Consider the following 18,941-nt stretch of genomic DNA (forward strand, 5'->3'; position numbering starts at 1 on the left):
CGTGCGAGCCCATCCGATTTTAGTCCGTGCGCGGGGCTGCCCGTTACTCCGAGAGAGAACAGGTTAGGCGGCTCTCAGACGCATCCGGTATCGTGAATTGTCTTTGTCTGTTGCCACTCGGACCCGAGACGGGGCAGTGCATGTGAAGCCGGGTGCACCCGGATGTCGTGTTCTGCGCCGCAGAATCCACTGCGCACACCGGATGCTTCGCCTTTCGGCTGGCAACACAGGAGGAGTTTTCGTGCGATTTGTACTTGCCATCGCGGCGTTCATCGTCGCGGCTGCCATGATCGTGCTCGGCATCGCCCAGCGCACCGTGTTTCTCGCGCCGGCGAATGTGACGCTCAGTATGACAGTTCCCGGCAACGGGCCGTTCACGGTCATCGATCCCTCCGCGCTCATCTCGCACAAGGGAAACCAGACCGTGAGCGTCCGAGGCTCCGGCACCGTGTACATGTCCTATGGACGCACAGCGGACATGGAGGCCTGGCTCGGCGACCAGTCGTTCACTCGCATCGGCTTCGACGAGAAGACCGAGGAGTTGACCAGCGAAGTGATAGCTGGGGTCAATGAGTTCGAAGCCTCCGATTCTGCCGATCCGACGGCAGATGCCGTCGACGCGGCGAAACCCAACCCTGCCGGATCCGATCTCTGGCTTGAGGAGTTCTCGGGCGACAACGCCATCACCACCACCATCAACGTGCCGGAGGGCATCTCGGTGCTCGTCGCCTCCGACGGCACCGATCCGGCGCCCAAGAACGTTCGCATCTCCTGGCCGCTCGACAACTCGACGCCGTGGGCGGGGCCGCTCATCGCCGGAGGCGCCCTGATCCTGCTCGTCGGCCTGCTGCTCTACCTCTGGGCGATCATCCACATGCGCCGCTCGCGCGGTCCGCGTCGCAACCTGCCGAAGGGGCCGCGGATGCCCAAGCTTCCGCGCGCCCCCCGTCCCAAGACGATCAAGCAGAGTGAGATCACCGGTGGTGGCCGACGCCGCTCGATCGGCCGCTCCTCGCGAATCGCTTTCCTGCCAGTTCTCGCGATCTCGGGGCTCGTGCTGAGCGGGTGCTCTGCGGACTTCTGGCCGAGTTTCCAGGCCACGTCGACCGTGTCGAGTATCCCGAGTCCCGACGTCACCGCACCCCCTGAGGGCGCTGAGGACATTCCGGCGGCGGCCGTGACGGTGCCGCAGCTCGAACGTATCGTGCGGAAGATCGCTGTGCTGACCGGCGACGCCGACACCGCTCGCGACGCCGACGCGCTCGCGACGCGTTTCGACGGACCCGCTCTCGGACTGCGTCGCTCCAACTACAGGATCCGTGGCACCATTCCCGAATACGCAGCACCTCCGGCGATCCCGGCCTCGCCGCTTTCGTACAACGTGCCGCAGCAGTCGAACACGTGGCCGCGGGTCGTGCTGACGGTCATCCAGAACCAGGACGACCCGACTCTGGCGCCCATGACACTCGTCATGACGCAGAAGACGCCGCGCGACAACTATCTCGTCGAATACGCCATCCCGCTCGAGGCGGACGCTCAGATGCCGGAGGTTGCCCCTGCGAGCATCGGCGCTCCGATCGTCAACCCGGACTCTAAGCTGCTGTCGTTGCCGCCGAACCAGGTGGCAAGCGCCTACGGCGACATCCTCATGCAGGGCGAGGCGAGCCCCTTCTTCCCGCTGTTCCAGGCAGAGGGCGACACCTTGCGTGCACAGGTCGGTCTCGAGGGAAAGAACCTCAGGAGAGCCGCGCTGCCTGCTACGGCGAACATCGAGTTCGCCAACACGGTCGGATCGGGTGCCACGATCGCGCTCGCGACGAACGACTCCGGCGCGATCGTCGCCGTCAACCTCGACGAGACAGAGACCGTGAGGCCGAACGACGGCGGAACGGTCGGTCCGGAAGGCGCTGCCAAGGCGCTCTCGGGCGTCGACAAGACAGCCAAGGGTGTGACGACGAGCTACGGAGACCAGCTTCTCTTCTACGTTCCCGCGGCCGGCTCCAATGACAAGATCGTTCTGCTCGGCTGGGCGCAGGGACTCATCTCATCTTCGGAGGTACCGTGACCAATCTTCCACCGTCGACAGCGAACCTGCGTGGGGCCGTCGACCTGTCCTCGCTCGTGAACCGCCCTCAGCCGTCTGCAGAAGGAGGCACGGCCGGAGCCGCGGTCGAAGTGCCGAGCCTGTTGCTCGAGGGCACAGACGACAATTTCGGCGAAGTGCTCGACCTCTCGTTCAATGTTCCCGTGATCGTCCACCTCTGGGCGGAGCGGAGCGAGCCCAGCAGGCGGCTCACGTCGTTGCTCGAGAAGATCACCCGGGAATTCGATGGCCGCATCGTCCTCGTCAAGGTCCAGGCCGACCAGAACCCGCAACTCGCGCAGGCCTTCCAGGCGCAGTCCGTGCCGACAGTCGCCGCGCTCGTCGCAGGGCGACCCGTTCAGCTGTTCGAGGGGACTATCCCCGAGGACCAGCTACGCTCCGTCTTCGACCAGGTCTTGCAGTTGGCAGCGCAGAACAGCGTGACGGGGATCGCGGCCGCCGCGGATGCCGGCGACGGCGAGCCGGGCGAGCCGGACGAGGCCGCACCCGCCGAGCAGCCGTTGCCACCGCACCACGCCGAAGCCTACGATGCCATCGAACGCGGTGACTACGCCGAGGCGATCACGCACTACGAGACCGCGATCGCCGAAGACCCGCGTGACCATCTCGCCGTGGCCGGACTCGCTCAGATCAGCCTGGTTCAGCGGCTGCAGGACAAGAGCCTCGACGAGATCCGTTCGGCGGCGGCATCCGCCCCGGGCGACGTCGATGCTCAGCTCGATGTTGCGGACCTCGATCTCTCCGGAGGCCATATCGAGGACGCCTTCGACCGCTTGCTCACGCTGTTCCCCACGCTCGACGCTGATGGCAAGAACCGGGTTCGCGAGCGACTCCTCGATTTCTTCGAGGTCGTCGGTCCCGAGGATCCGACGGCCACGACGGCGCGTGGTCGCCTCGCAATGCTGCTGTACTGACGAGCTGTCAGCGGCGGAGCTTGAGCCAGAGACCTGCGAGCGGTGGGAGCGTGATCTCGGCGGATGCCGGTCGACCGGCCCACGGGGCGTCCGTCGCCGTCACGCCACCCCAATTGCAGACTCCGGATCCGCCGAACTCGATCGCATCGGTGTTGAGCAGTTCTTCCCACTGACCGGCGAGGGGCAATCCTACTCGGAACCCCACATGCGGATTTCCCGAGAAGTTCATGATGCACGCGATCGGGTTGCCGTCGGTATCCCAGCGCAGGAACGAGACGACGTTGTGGGCGGCGGCACCGCCATCGAGCCATTCGAAGCCGCCGGAGTCGTTGTCCCGCGACCACAAGGACGGATTCTCGCGATAGACGCGGTTGAGCTGGGCGACCAGGTCGAACAGGCCGCGATGTGACGGCTGGTCGAGCACCCACCAGTCGAGGCCGCGCTCCTCGCTCCACTCCGACGGCTGGCCGAACTCCTGGCCCATGAAGAGCAGTTGCTTGCCAGGATGCGCCCACATAAAGGCGAGATAGGCTCGAATGTTCGCGAGCTTCTGCCAGTGGTCGCCCGGCATCTTCTGCAGCAGCGAGCCTTTGCCATGCACCACCTCGTCGTGGCTGATCGGCAGGAGGAAGTTCTCGCTGAAGGCGTAGAGGAACGAGAAGGTGACCTCGCCGTGATGGTAGGAGCGGTACAGCGGGTCGTTCTGGATGTATTGCAGAGTGTCGTGCATCCAGCCCATGTTCCATTTGAAGCCGAAGCCGAGTCCTCCGCTCGATGTCGGGGCCGTCACGCCGCCCCAGCTCGTCGACTCCTCGGCGATCATCACGGTGCCTGGATTGCGCCTGTACGCCGTCGCGGTGACCTCCTGCAGGAAGGCGATGGCTTCGAGGTTCTCGTTGCCTCCGTGGATGTTCGGCTCCCACTCGCCGTCGCTGCGGGAATAGTCGAGGTAGAGCATGGAGGCGACGGCGTCGACCCGGAGTCCGTCGACGTGAAACTCCTCGAGCCAGTACAGCGCGTTCGCCACGAGAAAGTTGCGCACCTGCTTCTGACCGAAGTCGAAGATGTGGGTGCCCCAGTCCGGCTGCTCGCCACGTCGGGGGTCGGGATGCTCGTACAGTGCCTGGCCGTCGAAGCGGGCGAGCGCCCACTCGTCCTTCGGGAAGTGCCCTGGCACCCAGTCCATGAAGACGCCGATGCCCGCACGATGCAGCCGGTCGACGAGATAGCGCAGTTCGTCCGGATGACCGAAGCGACTCGTCGGCGCATAGTAGCCGGTGACCTGATAGCCCCAGGATCCGCCGAAAGGATGCTCTGCCAGGGGCATGAACTCCACGTGGGTATAGCCGAGTTCGTGGATGTACTCGATGAGGTGATCGGCGGCGTCGCGGTAGCCGAGCCCGGGTCTCCATGAGCCGAGATGGATCTCGTAGACGCTCATCGCCTGGTCGTGGGGATCGGTAGCGGCCCGGCGGGCCATCCACTCCTCGTCGCCCCATCGATAGAACGTCTCGCCGACGATCGACGCCGTCGCCGGAGGCACCTCCGTATAGCGGGCCATCGGATCGGCGCGGCTCACCCAGCCACCGGCCTGGGTGAGCAGCTCGAACTTGTAGGTGCTCCCGGGATGCAGCGCCGGCACGAACAGCTCCCACACGCCCGTCGCACCCATGTTGCGCATCGCGTGCTGGACGCCGTTCCAGCCGTTGAAGTCGCCGATGACGCGAACCGCCTTGGCGTGCGGTGCCCACACCGCGAATGCGGTCCCGCTCATTCCCGCGTCGACGCCCCAGTGGTCCTGGTGGTGCGCGCCGAGAACGTCCCACAGCCGTTCGTGGCGACCCTCTCCGATGAGGTGCAGGTCGAGTTCGCCAAGCGTCGGCGAATAACGGTAAGGGTCGTCGGCGAGCCACTCGCTGCCGTCGTCGTACCGCGTCTCGATCTCGTAGTCCTGGGGGCCGAGCAGACTGAGACCCTGCCAGATGCCGTGACCGATGTGGGCGAGCTCGATCCGTGCATCCGTTGCAAGCACGGCCTGCACCTCCCGAGCGAGGGGACGCAGGGCCCGGATGACGGTGACAGGGTCGGCGATCCCGGCCGCCGAGACGACATGCTGACCGAGAACCGAATGCGGATCGTAATGGCTGCCTGCGGCGACGGCGGCGAGAAGCTCGGGGGAGAGCCTAGGCAGGCGGATTCCTGCCTCGCCTTCTTCTCTCGTCATTCTCGGGTTCCTTCCGTCGATCGGCGCGCCACGAGAGGCGACACGCGCAGGATGTGCACAGGCTCGGTGAAGGAGTCGATGCGCACGTAATTGTCGGCTCCCCACTCCCATGTCGCCCCGGTCACGAGGTTCTCGACGATGAACCGCTCGCCGACGGCGAGGCCGAAAGCGGTCACCTCGAGGTGCACGATGGTCTCGCGCACCGAGTAGGGGTCGACGTTCGCAACGACCAGCAGCGCATCCGGCTCCCCGCTCGGGGTGAATGCTCCTGCGAGGTACTTGCTGTACACGAGGACGGAGTCATCGTCGCTGCGATGGAAACGGATGTTGCGCAACTGGCGCAGCGCCGGATGCTCGGCGCGGATGCGGTTGAGGATTCCGAGATAGAGCGAAAGGGAGCGCCCGGCCTTCTCGGCCGCGGCGAAGTCGCGTAACTTGAACTCGTACTTCTCGTTGTCGATTGCCTCTTCGGCGCCTGGACGAGCGACGTTCTCGAAGAGCTCGAACCCCGAGTACACGCCCCATGTCGGAGCCGCCGTCGCAGCGAGCGCAGCGCGGATCGTGAACGCGGCCGGCCCGCCGAATTGCAGGTACTCGGTCAGGATGTCGGGGGTGTTGACGAACAGATTGGGCCGCAAGAAGTCGGCGGTCTCGGTTGCGAGCCCGCCGAGGAACTCCTCGAGCTCGAGTTTCGTGTTCCGCCAGGTGAAGTAGGTGTAGGACTGCTGGAATCCGACCTTCGCGAGTGCCTGGAGCAGTGCGGGCCGGGTGAATGCCTCGGCCAAGAACACGACATCCGGATGCTCGCCGTTGACCTCGGCGATGAGCCACTCCCAGAAGTCGAGCGGTTTCGTGTGCGGATTGTCGACACGGAAGATGCGTATGCCCTGGTCGATCCAGAGCCGCACGATGCGCAGCACCTCGGCGCGGATCCCGTCCGGGTCGTTGTCGAAGTTGAGCGGATAGATGTCCTGGTACTTCTTCGGCGGGTTCTCGGCGAAGGCGATCGTGCCGTCGGGGAGCGCCGTGAACCACTCCGGGTGCTCGCGCACCCACGGATGATCGGGGGAGGCTTGGAGAGCGAGATCGATGGCGATCTCGATGCCGGCGTCCTTCGCCTTGCCGACGAAGTAGCGGAAGTCCTCGAATGTGCCGAGCTCCGGATGGATCGCGTCGTGCCCTCCCTCCGACGAGCCGATCGCCCAGGGCGATCCCGGATCGTTCGGCCCCGCGTCGAGAGTGTTGTTGGGACCTTTGCGGAAGGCACGGCCGATCGGATGGATGGGCGGCAGATAGACCACGTCGAAGCCCATGGCGGCGACCTCGTTCAGGCGTTTGACCGCGGTGCGGAACGTCCCGCTCTTCCAGGAGCCGTCGGGGAGGCGCTTGGCGCCCTCTGAACGAGGGAAGAACTCGTACCAGGAGCCGACACCGGCACGGGTGCGCTCGACGCGCACCGTCCGCGACTCCGAAAGGGACTCGAGCCCTGCGATGGGCATCCGGTCGAGCACGGCGTGTAGCGCCGGACTCTGCAGCAGTCCGAGGCGGTCCAGCGCGTCCCGTTCGGTGTCGACGAGTTTCTTGGCCAGCGTCGTCAGCGTCCTGCGGTCGGCGGACGCCCGGCTCTTGTCCTTCGCGGCCCGTCCGAGGAGTGTCGAGCCGATCGCGAACATGAGCTCGACGTCGATGCCGGCCGGGACCTTGATCAGCGCATTGTGCTCCCAGGTGGCGAAGTCGTCGGCGAAGGCACGCACGCGGTAGCTCCAGTCGCCCGTTGCGTCGAGCTGCACGAGCGCCTGCCAACGGTCGGTCCCCGGGGCGAGCGCCGTCATCCGATGCTGGGTATTCGTGCCGTCTGGAGACGTCAGCAGCAGTTCGACGCCGATGCGGTCGTGCCCTTCGCGGAACGCGGTCGCTTCGAAGGGCACGACCTCACCGGAGAAGGCTTTCGCCGGCCACAGATCGTCGGCCAGCTGCGGGGAGAGACCGAACACCGGAATGCGGCCGGTTCGTGCCGCGGTCTGAGCAACGCTGTTATTGGACACACTGTGACCGTAGCGCGAAATCCATCCAAGAGTGCTCGCCCGTTTATGCATTCGTCATCCGACGGCTCTAGGGTTGTCGTCGTGAAGGCGATTCGCAAGTTTACGGTCAGAGCTGTTCTTCCTGAACCACTCGCTGCGTTGGAGGAGCTCGCAGGCAATCTCCGCTGGTCATGGCACGAGCCGACGCGCGAGTTGTTCGCGCATATCGCGCCCGAGATCTGGCGAGAAGTTGGCCACGACCCGATCGCCCTGCTCGGTGAGGTCGAGCCGGCCAGGCTCAGCGAGCTCGCCGCGGACGGCGGCTACGTCGACTGGGTCAGCCACCAGCGCGACGAGTTGCGGGCATATCTCGAGCAGCCGCGTTGGTACCAGTCGCTCGACGGCACAGCTCCCGGAACGATCGCCTACTTCTCGCCCGAGTTCGGCATCGCAGCGGCTCTGCCGCAGTACTCCGGCGGCCTCGGCATCCTCGCCGGCGACCACCTCAAGAGCGCTTCGGATCTCGGTGTGCCCCTCGTCGGCGTCGGCCTGTTCTATCGCGCCGGATATTTCAGCCAAGCCATCTCGCCCGACGGCTGGCAGCTCGAGAGCTATCCCGTGCTCGATCCAGACGGCCTTCCGCTCGCGATCCTCCGCCGTCCGGACGGTTCGCCGGTGCAGGTCACGCTCGCGCTGCCCGACGATCGGACGCTGCACGCCCGGGTGTGGCAGGCAGCGGTCGGTCGTGTGCGACTGCTCTTGCTCGACACCGACATCCCCGACAACGGCGACGAGCTTCGGCTCGTAACCGACCGGCTCTACGGCGGCGGCGGAGAGCACCGGCTGCTGCAGGAGCTGCTGCTCGGCGTCGGCGGCGTTCGCGCCGTCAAAGCCTGGGCCGAACTCGCAGGAGCGTCTGAGCCCGAGGTGTTCCACACCAACGAGGGCCACGCCGGCTTCCTCGGCCTCGAGCGCATCGCCGACCTCATCGGCGACGGGCTCAGCTTCGCTGAGGCGCTCGAGGTGGTTCGCGCCGGAACGGTGTTCACCACGCACACTCCCGTCGCAGCCGGCATCGACCGCTTCGAGGCGAGCCTCGTCGAGCGCTACTTCTCCGCCGACCTCCTACCGGGAGTAGCGGCGGCCGACGTGCTCGCGCTCGGCGCCGAGACCTCGGCCGATGGCGCAGGGGTGTTCAACATGGCATACATGGGCCTCCGGCTCGGCCGCCACGCCAACGGTGTCTCGAAGCTGCACGGAGAGGTCAGTCGGGCCATGTTCCGCGACCTCTGGCCCGGTTTCGACGTCGAAGAGGTGCCGATCACGTCGATCACCAACGGCGTGCACGCGCCGACCTGGACCGATTCCGCTCTGCGATCGCTAGCACGGGCACAGCTGGGCGGGAGCGACACGACGGCGGCCGACTGGAACTCGGCCCAGCTCGGCGACGACGAGCTCTGGAGCGTGCGCAACGACATGCGCCGACAGCTCGTTCTGGACGCTCGTGAGCGCACGACGAAAGCCTGGCAGAAGCAGAATCCCGGCGGAATCGCACCCGGCTGGATGGGCGAGATCCTCGATCCCGCCGTCCTCACCATCGGCTTCGCGCGCCGTGTTCCGACCTACAAACGGCTCACCCTCATGCTGCACGACCAGGAGAGGCTGCGTGGCCTGCTGCTGCATCCGACGCGCCCCGTTCAGATCGTGATCGCCGGCAAGTCACACCCGGCCGACGACGAGGGCAAGCGGCTCATCCAGCAGCTTGTGCGATTCGCCGCGGAGCCAGAGGTGCGCGAACGCATCGTGTTCCTGCCCGACTACGACATCGCGATGGCACAGCTGCTCTATCCCGGCACGGACGTCTGGTTGAACAACCCGTTGCGCCCGCTCGAGGCCTGCGGCACCTCCGGTATGAAGGCCGCCCTCAACGGCGTGCTCAATCTCTCGATCCTCGATGGCTGGTGGAGCGAGTACTTCGACGGTGAGAACGGCTGGGCCATCCCCTCGGCTGATTCCGCCGGAGACGCCGCCGAGCGTGACAAGCTCGAGGCCGAGTCCCTATACGACCTGATCGAGCACCAGATCGTGCCACGTTTCTACGAGCGAGACCACGATGGTCTTCCCGTGCGCTGGCTGCAGTCGATTCGACACACGCTCGCGACGCTCTCACCAGAGCTCAGCGCGGACCGCATGGTGCGCGAGTACGTGCAGCGCATGTACCGGCCGGCCGGAGACGCCGAGGCCCTGCTCTCGGCCAACCACTACGAGGCCGCGCGAGCGCTCGCCGCGTGGAAGGCGCGGGTCGTCGCGGCGTGGCCGGGCGTCTCTGTCGCACATGTGGAGTCCGGCGGTGTCACCGCCGTGCCGCAGGTCGGCGACGAGCTGCACCTGCGCGCGCATGTCAACCTCGGTTCGCTCGTGCCCGACGATGTCGCCGTCGAGGTCGTCTATGGTCGCAGCCACAACGGTGACGATCTCCGCGAGGTCGAGATCCGCGAGCTCGAACCGTCGGCGGAAGCCGCCGCGTCGGAGGGCAAGCCGGTGCTGTTCACCGGGACCGTCGAACTCGCACGCGCGGGCGGCTTCGGCTACACGGTGCGGGTGGTACCGAAGAACGCGCTCCTCGCCGGTTCGGCCGAGATGGGGCTTATCGCCGTCGCGAGCTGACCCTCCGTCTCCTCCTTCGAGCTCCTCCCCCCTCGAGACTGCATGAATCGTCGATTCGGGCCGCCATTTCAACGATTCATGCAGTCTCGCGAGAGAGAGAACGGGGCAGCGTCAGCGCGCGATCGGCGCGAACGTGGCACCCGTGACCGACGCGAGGTCATCGGGGGCCAGTTCGATGTCGAGGCCGCGTCGCCCTCCCGACACGAAGATCGTGTCGTAGAGGATCGCCGTCTCGTCGATGACGGTCTCGAGCGGGGTCTTCTGACCGATCGGGCTGATTCCGCCGACGACGTATCCCGTCTTGCGCTCGGCCAGCTTGGGGTCGGCCATCGTCGCGCGTTTCGCGGCGACGGCCGCGGCGAGTGCCTTCACGTCGAGCTGGCCCGTCACAGGAACCACTCCGACGACGAGACGACCGTCCGCCTCGACGAGGAGCGTCTTGAATACGCGTTCGGGTTCGAGCTCGAGCTTCTCGGCCGCCTCGAGACCGAAGTTCTTCGTGGCGGGGTCGTGTTCGTAACCGTGGGGCGTGAACCGCACGCCGGCACGCATGAGCGCGACGGTCGCCAGCGTGCCGGCCGAGACATCCGCTCTCTTCATCGCCCTCCCTCGGTCAATGCGCTCGCAGTAGCTGCATCGAGGTGCCCGTCACGCGCAATTCGGTGCCCGGCGCATGCTCGATCACCGCCCCGCCGAGCTCGTCGAGGCTCGAGTCCCAGAGCAGGGAGTAGCCGACGACCCCCTCGTGCGTCGGCAGGGTCACGACGACGTCATCCTCGAGCCCGTGCACGATGAGCAGGATGCGGTTGAACTCCTCGGTCTCGGGAGTGCTCGCGGCCAGATACTGCAAGGTGCGTTCTTCAGGGGAGTTCCAATCCTCCTCCGACATCGACTCGCCGTCGGCGTTGTACCAGTCCATCTGGGTCGCGCTCGGAACGGTCTCGCCGAACTTGCCATAGTGCTCCGGCCGAACCGCGGGATTCTCGAGACGCAACTGGATGAGCCGCTTCGTGACCTCACGCAGGTCTTTCTGCCACCCACTGAGGTCCCAACCGAGCCAGGTGAGCTCGCTGTCATGGCAGTAGGCGTTGTTGTTGCCGCGCTGGCTGCGGCCGGACTCGTCTCCTGCGGTGATCATGGGTACACCGGCCGACAGCAGCAGCGTTCCCATCAGATTGCGCATCGCCTTGCGACGAGTGTTGAGGATCGCCGGGTCGGCCGTCGGACCCTCGACTCCGTGATTGAAGGAGTTGTTGTTGTCGGTGCCGTCGCGATTGGACTCGCCGTTCCCGATATTGTGCTTGACGTTGTACGTGGTGAGGTCGGCCATGGTGAAACCGTCATGCGCGGTCACGAAGTTGAGCGAGGCGAGCGGGCCGCGTTCGGAGGCGAAGGTGTTCGACGAGCCCGCAAGACGGGTCGCGAATCGGCCGATGCCGCTCCCGGCGAACCCGTTCGCCCGCTGACTCGCGACATCGCTCAACCAGAAGTCGCGTACGCGGTCGCGATAGCGGTCGTTCCATTCCGTCCAGCCGTCAGGGAAATTGCCGGTCTGCCAGCCGCCCTGCCCGACATCCCACGGTTCGGCGATGAGTTTCACCCCGTCGAGTCCTGGATCGCTGAGAATGCCGTTGATCAACGGATGGTCGCGCGTGAACTCCACGTCGGCTCCGCGTCCGAGGGTCGCCGCAAGGTCGAAGCGGAAGCCGTCGATCTGCACCTCGTTCGCCCAGTAGTGCAGCGAATCGAGCACGAGGCGCACGGGCGCTTCATTGCCGAAGTTGAGGGTGTTGCCGCATCCGGTGACGTCGATGTAGGCGCCGTGCGCATCCTGCCGGTAGTAGTTCGCATTGTCGATACCGCGAAAACTCGAGGTGGGACCGTTCGGTCCCTCCTCTGCGGTGTGGTTGTAGACGACGTCGAGGATGACCTCGAGTCCGGCTTCGTGCAGGAGCTTGACCATGCCCTTGAACTCGCGTAGCACGGCATCCGGCCCCTCGGCCTGTGCGGCCGTCGTGGCATAGGCGGCGTGCGGGGTGAAGAAATTGAGGGTGTTGTATCCCCAGTAGTTGCTGAGGCCCTGCTTGATGAGGCGCTGCTCGGAGACGAAGGCGTGCACGGGAAGCAGCTCGACGGCGGTCACACCGAGGTCTGTGAGCGCGGCGATGGACCCCTCGTGGGCGAGCCCGGCATAGGTTCCGCGCAGCTCGGCCGGAACGGCCGGGTTAAGCTTGCTGAAACCGCGGACGTGTGCCTCGTAGACGATGCTGTGGTCGAGAGGGGTATTCGGCTTCTTCGTGCCGTTCCAGTTGAACTGGTCATCGACGACGACGGACCGCCACTCGCCCGCGCCGACCCTGACCAGGCCTCGGGCGTAGGGATCGACGAGCAGCTTCTCGGGGTTGAACGAGTTCGTCGGGCCGGTGGGACCGGAGACCCGAATGGCGTAACGCCGTCCGGGGGAGAGACTCCGGGAGCGACCGTGCCACACATCGTGGGCATCACGCGTCATCGGGACGGTTTTGATGATCCAGTTGGGATCGGCGTCGTCGAAGAGGCAGATCTCCATGTTCGTGGCATTCGCCGACCACACTCGGAGCTCCCCGCCACCCGAGGTCGTTCGTGCGCCGAGGCCGGGCAGGGTTCGGGCGACCATCATGCGTTCTACAGTAGTGAGTATGGCGGCCTATCTTGATCACGCCGCGACGGCCCCCATGCTCGCTGAGGCCATCGAGGCCTACACCTCGGCCATGACCGTCGTCGGCAACCCGGCGTCGATCCACAGCCCCGGCCAGAACGCCAAGCGGATGCTCGAGGAGGCTCGTGAGCGCGTCGCGTCCACCCTGGGTTGCGATCCGATCGAGGTCGTTTTCACCGGCAGCGGCACCGAGGCCGTGAATCTGGCCCTCAAGGGTCTGTTCTGGGCCCGTCCTGGCCGGAGGATCCTCATGCCGGGCGGAGAGCACCATGCGACGATCGACACGGTCGAGTGGCTTGAGAGGCACGAGGGCGCCGTCGTCGAGACGCTTCCGCTCGATGAGCTCGGGCGGGTCGATCTCTATGCCCTTGAATCCGCCATCGCTGCGGATCCGGCCTCCGTCGCCTTCGTCACGAGTCTCTGGGCGAACAACGAGGTGGGAACCGTGCAGCCGGTCACGGCGATCGCCGCCCTCTCGGCGCGTTTCGGCCTTCCACTCCACATCGACGCCGTCGCCGCCTACGGTCAGCTGCCGATCGATTTCGCCGGAGTGAGGAACGCCTCCTCCGGCGTCGATGGTTCCAACGGCATCGATGGTTCCGGTCTCGTGGCGCTGAGCGTATCCGCCCACAAGATCGGCGGTCCCGTCGGTATCGGCGCCCTCGTCCTGAGCCGAGCGGCAACGGTGGAACCACTCATTCACGGGGGCGGCCAACAGCGGCAGCTGCGCTCCGGAACGCAGGATGTCGCTGCCGCTGTGTCGTTCGCGGCAGCCGCATCGATCTCTACGGCACGCATCGACGATGAGGCGCTTCGACTGGCGCGCCTGCGCGATCGGCTCGTTGACGGTGTGACGACGGCGGTTTCGGATGCCGTGTCGAACGGTGACCCGAACCCGTCCGGCAGGCTGCCCGGCAACGCCCACTTCAGCTTTCCCGGCTGCGAGGGCGATTCGCTCCTGTTCCTGCTCGACGCCGCCGGGGTCGCCGTGTCGACCGGCTCGGCCTGCCAGGCCGGAATCCCTGAGCCGTCACACGTGCTGCGTGCCATGGGTCGCGGCGAACTCGAAGCGCGCGGAGCATTGCGTATGACGCTCGGGCATACCTCGACCGAGGCCGACATCGACGCGTTCCTCGCCGCGCTACCAGGCGCCCACGCGCGGGCAGTGCTGGCAGGTCTCGCCGACCGCGTGACCTCCTTCGACCGCTGAACACGGGCGTCGTCGCCCGTGACGTGCCATCCATGCCGCCCGCGAAGCGAGAGAGCTTAGACTGATCGGGTGAAAGTACTGGCAGCGATGAGCGGCGGTGTCGACTCCGCCGTCGCCGCGGCGCGAGCGGTCGAAGCCGGGCACGACGTGGTCGGTGTCCACCTCGCGCTCAGCCGCATGCCGGGAACCTTGCGCACCGGTTCCCGTGGTTGCTGCACGATCGAGGACTCGATGGATGCTCAGCGGGCCGCCAACATCGTCGGCATCCCCTACTACGTGTGGGACTTCTCTGAGCGTTTCAAAGCCGATGTCGTCGACGACTTCATCGCGGAGTACTCGGCCGGTCGCACGCCGAACCCGTGCATGCGCTGCAACGAGCGCATCAAGTTCGCCGCGCTTCTCGAGAAGGCGCTCGCTCTCGGGTTCGACGCGGTCTGCACCGGGCACTACGCCAGCATCGTGATGGATGCCGACGGCAATCACGAACTGCATCGTGCGAGCGCCTGGGCGAAGGATCAGTCCTACGTGCTCGGAGTGCTCACGACGGAGCAGCTCGCGCACGCCATGTTCCCTCTCGGTGCCACCCCGTCGAAGGCGGAGGTACGCGCCGAGGCGGCTGAGCGTGGCTTCAGCGTGGCGAACAAGCCGGACAGCCACGACATCTGCTTCATCCCAGACGGGGATACTCGCGGCTGGCTGGCTGAGCGTGTCGGCGCCGAGGCCGGCGACATCCTCGATCGCGACGGCGCCAAGCTCGGAGAACACGAGGGTGCGCACGCCTACACTGTCGGACAGCGGCGCGGCCTGCATATCGGCAGGCCTGCGTCCGACGGGAAACCGCGTTTCGTGCTCGAGGTCCGGCCCAAGGAGAATGTCGTCGTCGTCGGACCGAAGGCGGCTCTCGCCATCACCGAGATCGCCGGATCGCGGTTCACCTGGGCTGGTCAGCCGCCGGAGTCGCCCGAGACGCCGTTCGACTGCGACGTCCAGATCCGCGCTCATGCCGACCCCGTCCCCGCACGGGCGTTCGTGATGTCGGACGCCGCTGGTAGGCATGAACTCGTGATCACACCCTTTGCCCCCCTCAACGGGGTCGCCGCTGGGCAGACCGCCGTGGTCTACGTCGGCACGCGAGTGCTCGGTCAGACCACGATCGACCGCACCGTGAGTGCGGTCCCCGTCGAGGATGCCGTCACAGCGCAGGCTCGATGACCGACGCCGCGTTCGAGAAGCTCGCGCTCGACGAGGCTGCCGCGCTCGCCGCTCAGCTGACCGTCAAGATCCTCGAGGGCCGCGATGCCTATTACGAGGGCGACGCACCGATCTACTCCGATGCCGAGTACGACGGCTACATCCATGACCTGGAAACCCTCGAACGGCTGTTCCCCGAGCTGCAGAGCCAGGACAGCCCGACACAGACCGTCGGCGGCCGGGCGGAGACGACCCTGTTCGACCCTGTCGAACACCTCGAACGCATGCTGAGCCTCGACAACGTGTTCTCGATCGAGGAGTTCGAGGCATGGGCCACGCGTGCCGAGCGCGACGCGGGCCGTCACGTCGACTACCTGTGCGAGCTCAAGATCGACGGACTCGCCGTCAATCTGCGTTACGAGAGCGGTGTGCTGACGACCGCCGCGACTCGAGGCGACGGCGTCGTCGGCGAGGACGTGACCGAGAACATCCGCTACATCCGCTCGATCCCGGGGCGGCTGAGCGGCACGGGGCATCCTCCGCTCGTCGAGGTGCGCGGAGAGGTCTTCTTTCCGGTCGAGGCCTTCCGGGAGCTCAACGCGGCGCAGGCCGAAGCGGGCGAGAAGGTGTTCGCGAACCCCCGCAATGCCGCGAGCGGCTCCCTGCGGCAGAAGGCCGAGGGCAAGAACGCCGCACAGCTCGAACTCATGCACGCTCGGCTCGGACGCCTGCAGATGCTCGTGCACGGGATCGGGGCGTGGCGGAACCCGCCCGTGAGCAGCCAGTCCAGGGTCTACGAGCTTCTGCAGAGCTGGGGACTTCCGACCTCGAGTCACTACCGGGTCCTCGACTCCGTGCCCGGCGCGTCCGAGTTCATCGGGTACTTCGGCGAACATCGCGACAGCGTCGAGCACGAGATCGACGGAATCGTCGTCAAGATCGACGAGCTGGCATTGCACGACGAGCTCGGGGCGACGAGTCGTGCCCCACGCTGGGCGATCGCCTACAAGTACCCGCCGGAACAGGTCAACACGAAGCTGCTCGATATCGTCGTGAGCGTTGGCCGCACGGGGCGGGCGACACCGTATGCGGTGATGGAGAAGGTTCGAGTCGCCGGCAGCGAGGTGCGGCAGGCGACGCTGCACAACCAGGACGTGGTGAAGGCCAAAGGGGTGCTCGTCGGCGACACCGTCGTGTTGCGCAAAGCCGGAGACGTCATTCCGGAGGTGCTCGGCCCCGTCGTGGAACTGCGAGACGGCACTGAGCACGAGTTCGTGATGCCTGAGAACTGCCCAGAGTGCGGAACACCGCTCGCGCCGGCGAAAGAGGGCGACATCGACCTGAGGTGCCCGAACGCGCGTGCCTGCCCTGCGCAGGTACGCGGGAGAGTCGAGCACATCGGTTCGCGTGGTGCCCTCGACATCGAGGCGCTCGGCGAGGTCTCCGCCGCCGCATTGACGCAGCCGACCGTTCCGGTAGAGCCGCCGCTGCTGACGGAGGCCGGACTGTTCGCCCTCACCATCGACGACCTCTTGCCGATCGAGGTCTTCGTCAGGGATGCCGAGACCGGCTTGCCCAAGGAGGAAGAGGACGGCTCGGTCAAATTGCGCACGCCGTTCCGCCGTAACCCGTCCGCCGCCGAGAAGAAGGCGGGGCTCATCGATCAGCAGGCATCCTCGAACGCCCTCAAGCTTCTCGACGAGATTGCGAAGGCGAAGACCAAGCCGTTGTGGCGGCTACTCGTCTCCCTCAACATCCGCCATGTCGGGCCGGTCGCGGCCCGTGCCCTCGCCGATCACTTCGGCTCCCTCGCCGCGATCCGCTCGGCGAGTCGTGAGGAACTCGCCGAGGTCGACGGGGTCGGCGGCATCATCGCCGACTCGCTGCTCGACTGGTTCGCCGTGGACTGGCATGTGCACATCGTCGACAGCTGGGCTGCGGCCGGCGTGCAGTTCGCGACGCCGGGTCACCCGGGCCCAGGAGCGGCTGAGAGGGCCGACGGCGTACTCGCCGGGTTGACGGTGGTCGCAACAGGCAGCCTCGACGGCTTCACCAGGGAAGGCGCTCAGGAGGCGATCATCGCGGCCGGGGGCAAGGCGGCGTCGAGCGTCTCCAAGAACACCGACTTCGTTGCGGCCGGACCGGGGGCCGGCTCGAAACTGGCCAAGGCCGAGCAGCTCGGCATCCCGGTGCTCGACGCGGCCCAGTTTCGCTTGTTGCTGGAGAAAGGTGCGGATGCGGTGCAGCCGGATGAGGCCGAGTAGCGATCGCGGCCAGCGTCCTACCCTCGAAAGCGGGGTGCACCGGCTGGTTGAGGGGACGTCCGCACCGCTAACATGGCTAAGAGAGTTGTGTACAGCGGCAGTCAGTGGTTCGTGCCATGCCGTTCGTGAGGGGACGTACCCGAATTGCTGTTGGACGTGGCAGCCGTTCTTTCAGCCTCGCTGGCTCTTGGAGGAGTCTCCGAGGCCTTTGTCGCGCATGAGCCGACATCCCTGACGGTCGTCGCCGACATCGGCGTGAACAGCGATAACCTCCCGCCCTGGCTCAACACGGCATCTTTGTTCTCCGTATCGATCGATCCGGCCGCGTTGCAACGCGCGACCGGCATCAGCTTGCTCTCCGGCCTCTCCCGACTGAGTCGTAGCGACATCGTGAACTACGTCACCGGCAACCCGCAACAGATCTCGGCGCTCCTGGATGCGCGGCTCGCGCCGAGTGACGTCTCGGCATGGTGGCAACGGATGACCGCGCTCGCGCGCAGCGACATGATCGCCGGCGCCCCAAGCCTGGTCGGCAATCTGGAGGGGGTTCCGTATCGCATGCGCGATAAGGCCAACCTGCTCACCCTCGACGCTGCTGTCCGGCAGCTGCAGGACCACCTCGATGCAGGCGTGGGCAAAGGCGTGCGTCAGCAGGTCACCAGACAACTCGCGATGCTCGAGCAGGTTCGGGAGGCCTTGATTCCCAAGAAGGGCGAGGCGAGCAGGACTCTCGTCGCGCTCGACATCACGGGGCAGGGCCGCGCAGTCATCGCCGACGGAGATCTCGACCGGGCTAACTACATCAGCTATCTCATCCCCGGAATGTATTTCTCGGTCGACCAGCAGATCGTCGACTGGGCCGACACGGCTTCGGTGCTGCACGACCAGCAGCAGGATTGGCTTCGACGGCTCCCCGACGCCGATGATCCGGGTGCGACGCCGACGGTCGCCACGATCGCCTGGATCGGCTACCAGACGCCCGATCTCTTGAATGTCGGGGGTCTGGATCTCGCTCAGGGGGGAGCCGATGCGCTCGAGCGCTCCTGGGCCGGCATCCGTGCCTCCCGGGGAAGCGACCAGCCATTCCTGGCGGTGCTCGCCCATTCCTACGGCTCCACGGCAGCGCTGATCGCGCTGGAACGGCACACGGTCGAGATCGATGCGCTGGCGCTCGTCGGATCTCCGGGGAGCACGGCCCAGTCGGTCGCTGCGCTGGATGTCGCGAACGGGAACGTCTTCGTCGGCGAAGCCGATTGGGATCCCGTGGTGAACACGGCGTTCTATGGAAGTGATCCGGGCACCTCCTCCTATGGCGCCACTCGGATGGGTGTTGCCGGTGGAACGGATCCGCTCGATCACGACCATCTCGCGCCCTCGTTCGGCCACAACGACTACTTCAAACCAGGAAGCGAGTCGCTCAGGAACATGGCACTCATCGGCATCGACCGTGGTGCTTACGTGACGAGCGGCACCCGCATCGCGGACGGGACCACTCTCGCGCTCTCCCGCTAGTCGCATCCGTCGCTCAGCTCGATCGCGCCTTAGGCTGTGGCTGTGGCTGTGGCTGTGGCTGTGGCTGTGGCTGTGGCTGTGGCTGTGGCTGTGGCTGTGGCTGTGGCTGTGGCTGTGGCTGTGGCTGTGGCTG

General features: G+C 66.2%; 11 protein-coding genes. 7 read left to right on the top strand and 4 right to left on the bottom strand.

The window, feature by feature from the left end; genetic code table 11:
- The first annotated feature begins 241 nt into the window (after positions 1-241).
- Both ACFQB0_RS03980 and ACFQB0_RS03985 read left to right on the top strand, forming a co-directional pair.
- Positions 242-2,065, top strand: coding sequence for a hypothetical protein (locus ACFQB0_RS03980; protein ID WP_386727849.1), 1,824 nt, complete (start codon positions 242-244; stop codon positions 2,063-2,065).
- A complete protein-coding gene (locus ACFQB0_RS03985) occupies positions 2,062-3,018 on the top strand; it encodes a tetratricopeptide repeat protein (RefSeq protein ID WP_386727852.1) in 957 nt (318 codons plus the stop codon). Before ACFQB0_RS03980 ends, ACFQB0_RS03985 begins: the two co-directional genes overlap by 4 nt.
- Positions 3,019-3,025: 7 nt before the next feature.
- Here ACFQB0_RS03985 and glgB read toward each other — a convergent pair whose 3' ends face one another.
- The gene (glgB, locus tag ACFQB0_RS03990; RefSeq protein ID WP_386727855.1) at positions 3,026-5,242 is read right to left on the bottom strand and encodes a 1,4-alpha-glucan branching protein GlgB; all 2,217 of its coding nucleotides are present in this window, start codon (positions 5,240-5,242) and stop codon (positions 3,026-3,028) included.
- Entirely contained in the window at positions 5,239-7,338 is a 2,100-nt protein-coding gene (locus ACFQB0_RS03995) for an alpha-1,4-glucan--maltose-1-phosphate maltosyltransferase (RefSeq protein ID WP_386727858.1), read from the bottom strand. The genes glgB and ACFQB0_RS03995 overlap by 4 nt, the downstream gene beginning before the upstream one ends.
- Positions 7,339-7,368: 30 nt before the next feature.
- On the opposite strand from ACFQB0_RS03995, the gene glgP reads away from it, so the two are divergent.
- Positions 7,369-9,933: an alpha-glucan family phosphorylase gene (glgP, locus tag ACFQB0_RS04000; RefSeq protein ID WP_386727861.1), complete on the top strand. Its 2,565-nt coding sequence runs from the start codon at positions 7,369-7,371 to the stop codon at positions 9,931-9,933.
- Between the two features lie 111 nt (positions 9,934-10,044).
- Here the strand turns inward: glgP and ybaK are convergent, their stop codons facing one another.
- The gene (gene ybaK, locus ACFQB0_RS04005) at positions 10,045-10,533 is read right to left on the bottom strand and encodes a Cys-tRNA(Pro) deacylase (RefSeq protein ID WP_386727864.1); all 489 of its coding nucleotides are present in this window, start codon (positions 10,531-10,533) and stop codon (positions 10,045-10,047) included.
- Positions 10,534-10,546: 13 nt separating this feature from the next.
- Positions 10,547-12,592 (bottom strand): glycogen debranching protein GlgX, encoded by a 2,046-nt coding sequence (gene glgX / locus ACFQB0_RS04010; RefSeq protein WP_386727867.1) that lies wholly within the window; start codon positions 12,590-12,592, stop codon positions 10,547-10,549.
- Between the two features lie 19 nt (positions 12,593-12,611).
- Between glgX and ACFQB0_RS04015 the strand changes: the two genes are divergently transcribed.
- The 4 genes from ACFQB0_RS04015 (at position 12,612) to ACFQB0_RS04030 (ending at position 18,808) form a co-directional block, all read left to right on the top strand.
- Positions 12,612-13,841, top strand: coding sequence for a cysteine desulfurase family protein (locus ACFQB0_RS04015; RefSeq protein ID WP_386727870.1), 1,230 nt, complete (start codon positions 12,612-12,614; stop codon positions 13,839-13,841).
- A gap of 69 nt (positions 13,842-13,910) precedes the next feature.
- Positions 13,911-15,053: a tRNA 2-thiouridine(34) synthase MnmA gene (gene mnmA / locus ACFQB0_RS04020; RefSeq protein ID WP_386727873.1), complete on the top strand. Its 1,143-nt coding sequence runs from the start codon at positions 13,911-13,913 to the stop codon at positions 15,051-15,053.
- Complete coding sequence (gene ligA, locus ACFQB0_RS04025; protein ID WP_386727876.1) at positions 15,050-17,296, top strand: NAD-dependent DNA ligase LigA; 2,247 nt, start codon at positions 15,050-15,052, stop codon at positions 17,294-17,296. Before mnmA ends, ligA begins: the two co-directional genes overlap by 4 nt.
- 156 nt (positions 17,297-17,452) lie before the next feature.
- Positions 17,453-18,808, top strand: coding sequence for an alpha/beta hydrolase (locus ACFQB0_RS04030; RefSeq protein WP_386727879.1), 1,356 nt, complete (start codon positions 17,453-17,455; stop codon positions 18,806-18,808).
- Positions 18,809-18,941 lie beyond the last annotated feature (133 nt).

Source organism: Luethyella okanaganae, from assembly GCF_042660285.1.
Classification (GTDB): domain Bacteria; phylum Actinomycetota; class Actinomycetes; order Actinomycetales; family Microbacteriaceae; genus Luethyella; species Luethyella okanaganae.